We start from the raw sequence: 10,083 nt of genomic DNA on the forward strand, positions 1-10,083 counted from the left end.
CGATGTGCGGGCAGGTCCGCAACGTCAATCTGCAGCAGGCACGACTTCAGCCACGCAGCCTACATCTTCCCCGCGCTCCCGGCGGCGTTTCCCTCGCTGGCATGCCGTCGGCCCTGGCGGCGAGTGGCGCCGGACGGGTGCGGCATGGGTCAACGGCGTGAGGCGAAGTCGCCCGCGGCGACCGGTCGCATGCCGAAGGCGGGTCGTGCAGCAGGGACGGCTATTCGCCGTTCCGGGATCGTGTGTAGGGCGTGTCCGGCCCGTTGCCTATCCGTCCGGTGCGTGCGCTTCCGCGATCAGCGTGGGGATCAGTTCGGAGACGGTCGGGTGGATCGGCACCGTGCGCTGCAGCTGCGTGGCGGTGGCATTCACGCTCATCATGTCGATGATGCCGTGGATGGCCTCGTCGCCTTCGACGCCGAGGATCGCGGCGCCGAGGATCGCCTTTGTTTCGGCGTCGACGATCACCTTCATGAAACCCTGCGTCTCGTCCTTCTCCACCGCGCGGCCGACCCGGCCCATCGGCCGCTTGCCGACCAGGAACGGACGCCCACGCTTGCGTGCCTGCGCCTCGTTGAGGCCGACGCGGCCCAGCGGCGGGTCGATGTACAGCGCGTAGCCACTGACGCGCTCGCTGAGCCGGCGCTGCCCGCCGTCGAGCAGGTTAGCCGCGACGATCTCGTAGTCGTTGTAGGCGATATGCGTGAACGCGCCGCGGCCGTTGCAGTCGCCCAGCGCCCATATGCCCGGCACGCTGGTGCGCAATTCGTCGTCGGCGGTGACGTAGCCGCGCGCGTCCGTCGCCACGCCGGCCTGGTCGAGGCCGAGGTCGCCCGCCAGCACCACACCGAAATCCGCGGCGCGACGGGCCATGTGCGCAGCGCGCGCGCTGGCCACCAGGGTCTTGGTCGGCATGCAGCCGGTGTTGACGCAGGTGCCGCCAAACAGCTTGCGTTCGATCAGGGCCACCGACCGACCGGCCCGGGTCAACCGGTTCGCCAGCGGCGGGCCGGCCTGGCCGGCGCCGACGATGATGGCGTCGAAGCGGCGGCTCATGACGTACTTGCCGTCATCAACGGTGCATCGCCAACCGGCAACACCAACGGGTGAAAGACCATGTCGTCATTCCTCGAATGAACGCCTGGCGACCTTCAAGACGCCATCAGTGCCCGCCCCTCAGCTACCGGGCGGCACATCAAACAGGTAGGCCGTGCTTCTCGCCGAGTCCCGCCTGCCGAATTCCCGGGCGAAGGCGACGAGGTGGCCGTACGGCGCGAGCGGGACGGTCGCGCGGAAGGCCAGATGCTCGACGAGGCAGAACAGCGCCACTTCCAGCAGGCTGAGATCGCGCGGCGGCAGCGCGTCGATGACGGTCGGCAGCCTTTCGTCGAGCCATGCCAGGGCGTTGCGCAGGCCCGCCGCGGCCTTGACGAAGTAGATGCTGTCCGCCGGAAGCCGCGCGACCTGCGTGCCGAAGCCGAGCTGCACCTGTGCCTGCATAGCATGCCAGACGAGTTCCTGCGTATTGCGCGCCTGCACGTCGCGCAGGTCCTCGGGCCACACGACGCGGCGAGGCTGCGGCGCGGATTCCGCCAGCACCCGGCAGATGTTCTCGGCGCCGAATACCGCCACCCCGCCCCTGGTGAGCACCGGCAGCTTGAGCGCGGGATTGCCCGCGTAGTCGCGCATATCCAGCGACGCCAGGTCGTAGACTGGAGCGAATTCGCAAACCACGCCCAGCTCCTGCGCGAACACGCGCGCCAGGCGGGTGAAATGCGAGCTGCTGCGGCCGGTGATCCGCAGCGCCGGATGCACGCCTTCGACTTTACGGGACAAGGCACCACCTCGCGGGCAAGCGGACAAGCCGGATTCGACAGGCTACTCCCCGGAGCCTGTTCACTTGCATTTTCGCAGCCGCCGACGTCACGGATGCCTCGTCGGCCCGCCTTGCGCGAACGCGACGAAGCCTTCCACGAACCCGCGCAGCAGGTCGCTGGTGCGCGCGTCGGTGATGGCGCCATCGGCATCGAACACGCTGCCCGCGCGCGACACCAGCAGGCGGCCGCCGCTCCACAGCTCCGTGCCGAGCGTGCGCAGCACCGGCAACCAGGCGTTCTGCGACAGGATGGTGCCGAAGCCGCCGGGGGATGCGCCCATCAGCGCCACCGGCTTGCCGGCGAACACGCGCGGGATGTCGGCCGGCGGCCGCGTCAGCCAGTCCAGCGCATTCTTGGTCACGCCGGGAATGCTGTTGTTGTATTCGGGCGTGGCGATCAGCAGGCCGTCAGCCGCAGCGATCGCCTCCTTGAGCGCGGCGACCTCGGCCGGAATGCCGTACGCTGCTTCATCGTCGCCGTTGTACAGCGGGAACGCGGCGATCGACATGATCTCCAGCCGGCTGCCGGCGGGCATCGCCGCCGCCGCCGCGTGCAGCAGCGCGGTATTGAACGAGCCTTTGCGCAGGCTGCCGGAAAACCCCACCAGAACGGTCATGTTTCACCTCCGAAGCGGCGATGGCGACAGGAGCGGCAAGGGTAGCGCGGAAATGGCTGCGCACGGGATGGCGAACGGACCGGCTCGCCCCGCAAGGTCGGCTCGGGTGAAAGAACTGTCGCCCGCCATGCCGACGGGTGGCCGGGTTACGATGCCCTCCCCTCGCCGCACGGCGGCGCGCTGCTGCCATTCCAGGAGATTCCCCGACCGTGTCGCATTACTCCGGCCCCCTGCTTACGCGCCTCATCGCCGCATCGTTGCTGGCCGCGCGTGATGCCGGCGCGGGCGAATGGAGCGGCTCGCTGGACCTGGGGGTCTCGAACGGCAAGGCATCGCTGCAGGCGGACGACTGGCTGTGGCGAAGCCGGCGCTATCCGTATCCGTCCACGCTGAAGGACCGCACGATCCACTACTGGGACGGCGACGGGTTCGCGCCGGTGGCGCGTTTCTCCGGCTCGCTGATCAAGCTGGTGCCCACCGAATGGGGCGCGCCTACCTTCGAGATCGATGGCATCAAGATGCTGCCCACCGCGAAGGAATCGCCGGTCGTGGACGCGCGCCGCAAGGTGGCGCTGGTCGAGCCGCGCGGCAAGGTGGTGCTGGATACCTGCGGTGGCCTGGGCTACTTCGCCGCCTGCTGCCTGGAGGCCGGCGCGGCGCGCATCCACTCGTTCGAGAAGAACCCCGACGTGCTGTGGCTGCGCACGCTCAACCCGTGGTCGCCCGACCCTGACGCGGCGGAAAACGGCGGCCGCCTGCGACTCGAGCACGCGGACGTCGCGCAGGCCATTGCGCAGCTCGCCGATGCGTCGGTGGATGCGCTGCTGCACGACCCGCCGCGCTTCGGCATCGCCGGCGAGCTGTACGCGCAGGCGTTCTACGGCCAGCTGGCCCGCGTGCTGCGTCGCGGCGGCCGCCTGTTCCACTACACCGGCAGCCCGAACAAGCTCACCAGCGGCCGCGACGTGCCGCGCGAAGTGGCCAGGCGGGTGGAGAAAGCGGGCTTCAAGGCGGAGCTGGCGCTGGATGGCGTGCTGGCCACGCGGCGCTGACGCAACCGGGCTGCGCCGCGTGGAGGGCCTGCATCGTGGGGCCGACAGGCATGATCGTGGCTGGCGCGTGCCATTCATCGTGGCCGGCTGGGAATTCGTTAATGCCACCCCCGCCATCGTGCCGACCGAGTCGATGCGCTCTGCACCCTCGTCCTTGCCGCTTGGCGGAGGCCATGCCTTGCCCGCCGAATCCATGCCTGCAGGGAGCCCGTCAAACACGTACCGACCCACTCTACCGCCTGCCTTGCCGTGTGTCTGCCGATGCGCCAGATATCGGAAATTGCCCTACGATCAAGCGCATGGACACATCGACCATCGCGTCACCGAAAGAAATCCGGCGCGGCCGCCTGGCATGCGTCGGCATGGGCATGACCCTCGGCTCCCACCTCAGCCCGCTGGCACGCAGCCATATCGAACAGGCGGACGTGGTGTTCGCGGCGCTCTCCGACGGCATCGTGGAGCTGTGGCTGCAGCGCATGCACCCGGACGTGCGCAGCCTGCAGCCCTACTACGCGGAGGGCAAGTCGAGGATGGTCACGTACCGGCAATGGGTCGAGTTGATGATGGCCGAGGTGCGTGCCGGCAAGAACGTCTGCGGCGTGTTCTACGGCCACCCCGGCGTCTTCGCCTGGTCGCCGCACAAGGCCATCGAGGTGGCCCGCGCGGAAGGTTTCATGGCGCACATGGAGCCGGGCATTTCCGCCGAAGACTGCCTCTACGCCGACCTGGGGATCGACCCGGGCCGCTTCGGCTGCCAGCATTTCGAGGCCAGCCAGCTGCTTTTCTATGAACGGCGGATTGATCCGGCCGGCTATCTGGTGCTGTGGCAGGTGGGACTGGTGGGTGATCTGTCCTTGAAGCGCTTTTCCACCGGGCCGGCCTACCGGCAGGCGCTGGTGGATGTGCTGAGCGCGGACTACCCGCTCGACCACGAAGTGATCGTCTATCGCGGCGCCACCTTGCCGATCCAGCAGCCGCGGGTCCGCCGCATGGCGCTGCGCGACCTGCCTGGCGCCGAACTGACTGCCGAGGAGACGGTAGTGCTACCGCCCGGCGCGCCCTTGAAGCAGAATACAGCCATGCGCGAGCGGCTGGCAGCGCTGGACAGGGAAGCCTCCATCGCCTAACGCACTGCGGCCGTCCGCAGCGCTCACGAAACGGATACTTGGGGAACGTGGGAAACAGGGGGAAAACATGTCGGACACGATCGAACTTCTGGAAGCCATTGGCCGGAACGCTACGCTGCGCCACGCATCCGCCGACGAGCTTGCACCCATGCTCGAACAGGCGAAGGCGTCTGCAGCCCTGAAGTCCGCCGTCGCCATCGGCGACAGCTCGCCTCTATCCGAAGAGTTCGGACACAAGCCCAACCAGGTGCCGCAGATCTCCAATGCGCCTGGGCACGAGGAGGATGAGCCCGACCATGACGGCGACCACAAGCCGACTCGTCCACCCGAGCCCGGCCACGGTACGCCGCACAAACATACGCCGCGCAAACCATAGCCTGCCGTGCCGTGCCCACCGGCCGACAGGGGAGAGGACTGGGGCCCATCCTGGCGGCCCTGTTTTTCTGCACCCTGATGCAGGCAGGCCGTGCCGCCGACACCCCCAGGATCACCGACGCAAGCGCCTTCCTCGACCATACCGAGGACCTGCGCATCAAGGACCACCGGCAGTTCGCCGAACGGCTGGCGCAGATCCATCGCGAGTCGCCCGCACTCACCGCGGCCGAGCAATGGCACCTGCGCTATCTCGACGCGCTTGAGCTTTCGATGGGCGGCAAATTCGCCGCCGCGGAAAAACCGCTGCACGATGTGATCGAACATTCAGGTGATCTGATGCTGGCCGCCAAGGCATCGGCGCTCCTCATGAACAACCTGGCGGTCACTCATCGCTACGAAGAAGCCTTCCTGCTTGCCCAACAGCTCACGATCGTCCTGCCCCAGATCCAGGACAAGACGGTACGCCTCCAGGTTCTCAGTTACCTGTCCCAGACGTTGAACCTGGCAGGACAGACGGATCTGGCAATCAAGTACGCCCACATGATGGAGGACACCGTTCCCCCCGGCATGACCACGTGCTACTCGCGCTCCAAGCTGGTTGCCGCGCTCTATAACGCCAAGCGGCTGGCCTCCTCCAGCCCGGATCTGCAGCAGGCCATCGATACGTGTGAAGCGGCCCGGGAGCCCATCATGGCAGCAACCATGCAGCTCATCCTTGGCACGCTCTTCCTGGAAGAACACCAGCCGGCCAAGGCATTGGCGCTGCTCGACCGGATAGCGCCCGACATCCGGGTCAACCACTACTACCCGCACACGCTGTCCGCGCAGGTGCAGCGGGCCCAGGCGTTCGAACAGCTGGGCAAAGATGAAGACTCCCGAAAGGCGGCGCTCACCGCACTGGCGATGGCCGGTCCGGACGACATCAACGATTACCTCAAGGACGCCTATGGGGTGCTCTATCGGATCGCGAAGCGGCGCGGCAACGCAGCGGCCGCGCTCGCCTATTACGAGCACTATGTTGTCCAGGACAAGAGCTCGCTCGATGATGCCGCCGCGCAGACCCTGGCCTATCAAACGGTCCAGCAGCAGGTCCTGACCCGCAAGCTGGAAACCGAGGAGCTCGGCAAGCAGAACAGCGTCCTCAAGTTGCAGCAAGCGCTGGATGCCAAGGCTGCGGAGACCAGCCGGCTCTACATCATGCTGCTGATCATCCTGCTGGCTGCCATCGCACTCTGGCTGTTCCGCACCATGCACTTGCAGAGGCGCTTCAAGCGCATGGCTACCCGCGACGGGCTCACCGGCATCCTGAACCACCAGCACTTCATCAACAGGGCCGGTCGTGCCCTGCACCTGCTGGAGAAGAGACTCGGCCACGCCTGCCTGGTATCCATCGACCTCGACCACTTCAAGCAGGTCAACGACACCCACGGCCATGCCATGGGCGATGCCGTGCTGAAGCGAGCGGTCGCCATCTGCCAGCAGCACCTACGCCCCGCCGACCTGTTCGGTCGCCTGGGCGGCGAGGAGTTCGGCATCCTGCTGCACGAGTGTCCGCGCGACCAGGGCCTGGAAATCGCCGACCGCATCCGGGTTGCGATCGGCACGACGCCGATCGAGAAAGACGGGCATGGCATATGGATTTCCGCCAGCGTCGGCGTGGCTGCCACCGACACTTCCGGCTACGGGCTGCAACGGCTTTGCAAGGAAGCGGATGCCGCGCTTTACCGCGCCAAGCGCGCCGGGCGCAATCGCGTCATCGCCGATACCGGAACCGGCGACCAGGTCGAGGCCTGAAATCCCGGGCCTCGGCGGCGGAATCGAGATGCGCCCAAACCAAGCCTGGCCCCGGGCTTCGAATACCGCGTGCGGCAGGCAAAACCTCGGGCCGCGACAAAACGTGCGATGAGCGCCGGCATGGTTCCCGACGCCTTTCGGCACTTGTCGCCATGCCGTCAGCCGATACGCAGCTTGCTCAGGAACAGGCCGTGTTCGCGATCCTCGACGCGGCAACCCTCGCGCCCTTCGACCATCCAGGCCCACACGGTATGCACGCCGTCCGCACGCCGGGTGTCCACGCGCACGTGCTCGCCCTGCGGAACCGGAAACCGGGTCGCCAGCACCATGGTTTGCTCATCCATCGAGATCAGCTGCGCCGGCTTGCTGACGACCGAGCCGGCTGTCCATCCGGAGTTGACGTGGATCTGCACATCCTGCGGCGACTGGCTGCTGCGGTTGTCCAGCTGCCAGCCGTCGACCTTCTGCAGCAGTGCGTCCAGGCTCGGATCACTCCAGTCGACCGGGCCGACTGAAACGCTCGAGCGTGACTTGTTGTGGCCCATGTGGCTGACCTCCCGCCGGATAGACGCGAACGGACATGCAGGCACGATCCTCGCGGCCAACATAGCAGAACTCCCGCCCGGCGGCTGGGCCGGGCGAAAAGCGGCCCTGGCCGCCATCCGTGTCGCCGGGTTCGCGGCAACGAACCCGACTTCGCGGGCGGTCGCGGCACCCGCCCCGGCACTTCTGGCGTATAAATCGACTGTCCCCAGCCAGAGGAACCACCACCATGAACGCCCTGTTGAAATTCGCCGCCCTCGCCCTCGTCGGCACCGCCACCCTCGCATCGCCGGCGTTTGCGGCATTGAAGGAAGGCGCCCAGGCCCCCGACTTTTCCGCGCCGGCCTACCTCGCTGGCCAGCCCTTCACGTTCAAGCTCGCCGACGCCCTGAAGAAAGGCCCGGTGGTGGTCTACTTCTTCCCCGCCGCGCACACGCCGGGCTGCAACCTGGAGGCGCACCTGTTCTCCGAGGCCATCGACCGGTTCAAGGCGCAGCACGCCACCGTGATCGGCGTCACCGCCGGCAATACCCCGGAGCTGGCGGCCTTCTCGAAGGAAACCGAGCATTGCGGCGGCAAGTTCCCGGTCGCCGCCGATGAGGGCGCGAAGATCGCCAAGGCCTACGACGCGCTGCTGCCGATGCGGCCCGGCTGGTCGGACCGCACCTCGTACGTGATCGCCCCGTCGGGAAAGATCGTGCACGTCTATTCCAACCTGAACCCGAAGCAGCACGTGCAGGAGACGCTGGAGGCGGTGAAGGCACTCGGCAAGCAGGGCTAACCTGCACCGTCCACGATGGCCTTTGCCTAAATGACGACGGGCCGGCAAGACCGGCCCGTCCGTGCAGCCGGCCCGCCGGGAATCAGCCTTCCAGCAGCGGCTTGCGCGGCAGTTTTTCCTCGCGCATGGCGGCGTGGTAGACGAAGGACGCGACGATGGCCGCCGCCTGCTTCAGGTCTTCCGGCTCGGCGTGGTCCCAGGTGTCCAGGTCGCTGTGATGGACATTGCTGGAGTAGTCCAGGCGGTCCTGGATGAACTGGAAGCCCGGCAGGCCCACGCGATCGAAGGAAACGTGGTCGGTGCTGCCGGTATTGCGGGTGACCACGGTGGTGGCGCCGACGTCGTGGAACGGCTCCAGCCAGGCCTGGAAGATCGGCATCACCGCCAGGTTCTCCTGGGCGTAGATGCCGCGGAAGCGGCCCGAACCGTTGTCCATGTTGAAGTAGGCCGAGAAGCGGTCGTAATCGCGTTTCTTCTGCAACGCACCGGTCGATTCGCGCAGCGACGCCGGCAGCGCCTTCTGCGCGGGGTCGGTGGGCTCCGGGTAAGCGGCGAAGTGCTTGGCCACGTACGCCTGCGAACCGATCAGGCCCTGTTCCTCGCCACTCCACAGCACCACGCGGATGGTGCGCTTGGGCTTGGCGCCCACCGCCTTGAGGATGCGCATGGCCTCCATCATCACCGCCACGCCGGCGGCGTTGTCGGCCGCGCCGGTACCGGCGTGCCAGGAATCCATGTGCGCACCCAGCATGACGATCTCGCCGGCCTTGCTGCCGCTGCCTGGGATCTCGGCCACGGTGTTGTAGCCGGGCTGGTCGGCCTCGTCGGTGAAACGCGCCTTCACGTTCACCCGCAGCTTCACCGCCTGCTTGCGCTCGACGGCGCGCACCAGCGGGTTGTAGTGCTCGGCCGCCATCGCCAGTTCCGGCACGCCGACGGATTCCCCAGCCCTGCGCGAGCCACCGCCGCCGACGCGGATGATGCCGTTGTCCCAGCCGCTGATGCCGACGGTGGCCAGCACGCCTTCGGCGACGAAGAACTCGTTGGTGGCGCGGGTCAGTTCCTGGCGCTGGGTGTATTGCTTGATCCGCTTGGCGCGGTCCTTGTCGGTGTCCTTGGGCACGGCGAACGCCTGCAGTTCGGCCAGGCCGGCCTCGTCGTGGCGGTGCGAATCGGCTTCGACGCCGCGCTTGTACGGGCGCGCTTCGTTCAACAGCAGGATCTTGCCCGCCAGCTTGCCCTTGTATTTCTCAAGGTCGACGAGCTTCTTGATGGTGACCGCCATCACCTCGCCCTCGACCGGGCCGTTGGTGCCCGGCGTCCATGCCTTGGGCAACGCATGCAACGGCAGCGCGCGCGGGCTGAGCATTTGCACGCTGGCGTCGCTGAATTCCCAGCCGCGGCCGAAGTCGTCGAACGCTTCGTCGTGGACGTTGGCCAAGCCCCACTCGCTGAATTTCCCGCGGGTCCAGGCATTGGCCTGGGCCATCTGCGGCGAATTGGTCAGACGCGGACCGATGCCCTCGGTCAGATGGCTGAAGGTGGCCATGACCTGCGAACGATGGAACGCCTCCTGACGGATGCGGCTGACCATGTCCAGGTCCACCGGCTCCTGGGCCGCGGCCATGCCGCTGACACCCAGACACATCATCACCCACATGCAACGCTTGATCACGGCTTTCCCCTGGCACGGTTCGACGCAAGAACTTTCGAATCTAGCGCTCCGCCTCCCCGCGCTCATGGGCCTTTAGTCATGTTGCCTGCCCGATCCGGAGAATTGCCTTTCCCGGGGCGCATACGGCCACGAGCGCCCGATCGAAGTAAAGACGACCGCGTTTGCCGGGCTGGCGCCTTTCTTCGTCGGTCGCAACGCACCGGCACGGTCGGAAGCCGCTGCCGACGGCATCGATTGTTTGCC

Annotated in this window: 10 protein-coding genes; 5 read left to right on the forward strand and 5 right to left on the reverse strand. The window is 67.1% G+C overall.

Going from position 1 to position 10,083, the window contains the following annotated elements; translation table 11 throughout:
- Window positions 1-267 precede the first annotated feature (267 nt).
- The 3 genes from RHOFW104R8_RS11595 to RHOFW104R8_RS11605 all read right to left on the reverse strand — a co-directional run bounded on the left by RHOFW104R8_RS11595 (window position 268) and on the right by RHOFW104R8_RS11605 (window position 2,493).
- Entirely contained in the window at window positions 268-1,056 is a 789-nt protein-coding gene (locus RHOFW104R8_RS11595; RefSeq protein WP_068095570.1) for an FAD-dependent oxidoreductase, read from the reverse strand.
- A gap of 120 nt (window positions 1,057-1,176) precedes the next feature.
- The gene (locus RHOFW104R8_RS11600; RefSeq protein WP_235604431.1) at window positions 1,177-1,836 is read right to left on the reverse strand and encodes a glutathione S-transferase family protein; all 660 of its coding nucleotides are present in this window, start codon (window positions 1,834-1,836) and stop codon (window positions 1,177-1,179) included.
- An 87-nt stretch (window positions 1,837-1,923) separates the two neighbouring features.
- A complete protein-coding gene (locus RHOFW104R8_RS11605) occupies window positions 1,924-2,493 on the reverse strand; it encodes an NADPH-dependent FMN reductase (RefSeq protein ID WP_068095574.1) in 570 nt (189 codons plus the stop codon).
- A 209-nt stretch (window positions 2,494-2,702) separates the two neighbouring features.
- Here RHOFW104R8_RS11605 and RHOFW104R8_RS11610 point away from each other — a divergent pair, with 209 nt between their 5' ends.
- The 4 genes from RHOFW104R8_RS11610 (at window position 2,703) to RHOFW104R8_RS11620 (ending at window position 6,841) form a co-directional block, all read left to right on the forward strand.
- Window positions 2,703-3,545 (forward strand): SAM-dependent methyltransferase, encoded by an 843-nt coding sequence (locus RHOFW104R8_RS11610; RefSeq protein ID WP_068095576.1) that lies wholly within the window; start codon window positions 2,703-2,705, stop codon window positions 3,543-3,545.
- A gap of 299 nt (window positions 3,546-3,844) precedes the next feature.
- Window positions 3,845-4,672 carry an SAM-dependent methyltransferase gene (locus tag RHOFW104R8_RS11615; RefSeq protein WP_068095578.1) on the forward strand — a complete coding sequence of 276 codons (828 nt, stop codon included), beginning with the start codon at window positions 3,845-3,847 and terminating at the stop codon, window positions 4,670-4,672.
- Window positions 4,673-4,739: 67 nt separating this feature from the next.
- Window positions 4,740-5,048 (forward strand): hypothetical protein, encoded by a 309-nt coding sequence (locus RHOFW104R8_RS17005; protein WP_082823608.1) that lies wholly within the window; start codon window positions 4,740-4,742, stop codon window positions 5,046-5,048.
- Between the two features lie 77 nt (window positions 5,049-5,125).
- Window positions 5,126-6,841, forward strand: coding sequence for a GGDEF domain-containing protein (locus tag RHOFW104R8_RS11620; RefSeq protein WP_235604430.1), 1,716 nt, complete (start codon window positions 5,126-5,128; stop codon window positions 6,839-6,841).
- 158 nt (window positions 6,842-6,999) lie between these two features.
- On the opposite strand, the gene RHOFW104R8_RS11625 is transcribed toward RHOFW104R8_RS11620, so the two are convergent.
- Window positions 7,000-7,386, reverse strand: coding sequence for a hypothetical protein (locus RHOFW104R8_RS11625; RefSeq protein WP_068095581.1), 387 nt, complete (start codon window positions 7,384-7,386; stop codon window positions 7,000-7,002).
- Between the two features lie 227 nt (window positions 7,387-7,613).
- Between RHOFW104R8_RS11625 and RHOFW104R8_RS11630 the strand changes: the two genes are divergently transcribed.
- Window positions 7,614-8,165 carry a peroxiredoxin gene (locus RHOFW104R8_RS11630; protein WP_068095583.1) on the forward strand — a complete coding sequence of 184 codons (552 nt, stop codon included), beginning with the start codon at window positions 7,614-7,616 and terminating at the stop codon, window positions 8,163-8,165.
- 82 nt (window positions 8,166-8,247) lie between these two features.
- Here the strand turns inward: RHOFW104R8_RS11630 and RHOFW104R8_RS11635 are convergent, their stop codons facing one another.
- Window positions 8,248-9,825: a M20/M25/M40 family metallo-hydrolase gene (locus tag RHOFW104R8_RS11635; RefSeq protein ID WP_068095585.1), complete on the reverse strand. Its 1,578-nt coding sequence runs from the start codon at window positions 9,823-9,825 to the stop codon at window positions 8,248-8,250.
- Between the last annotated feature and the right edge of the window lie 258 nt (window positions 9,826-10,083).

The organism is Rhodanobacter sp. FW104-R8, assembly GCF_001617365.1.
GTDB lineage: Bacteria > Pseudomonadota > Gammaproteobacteria > Xanthomonadales > Rhodanobacteraceae > Rhodanobacter.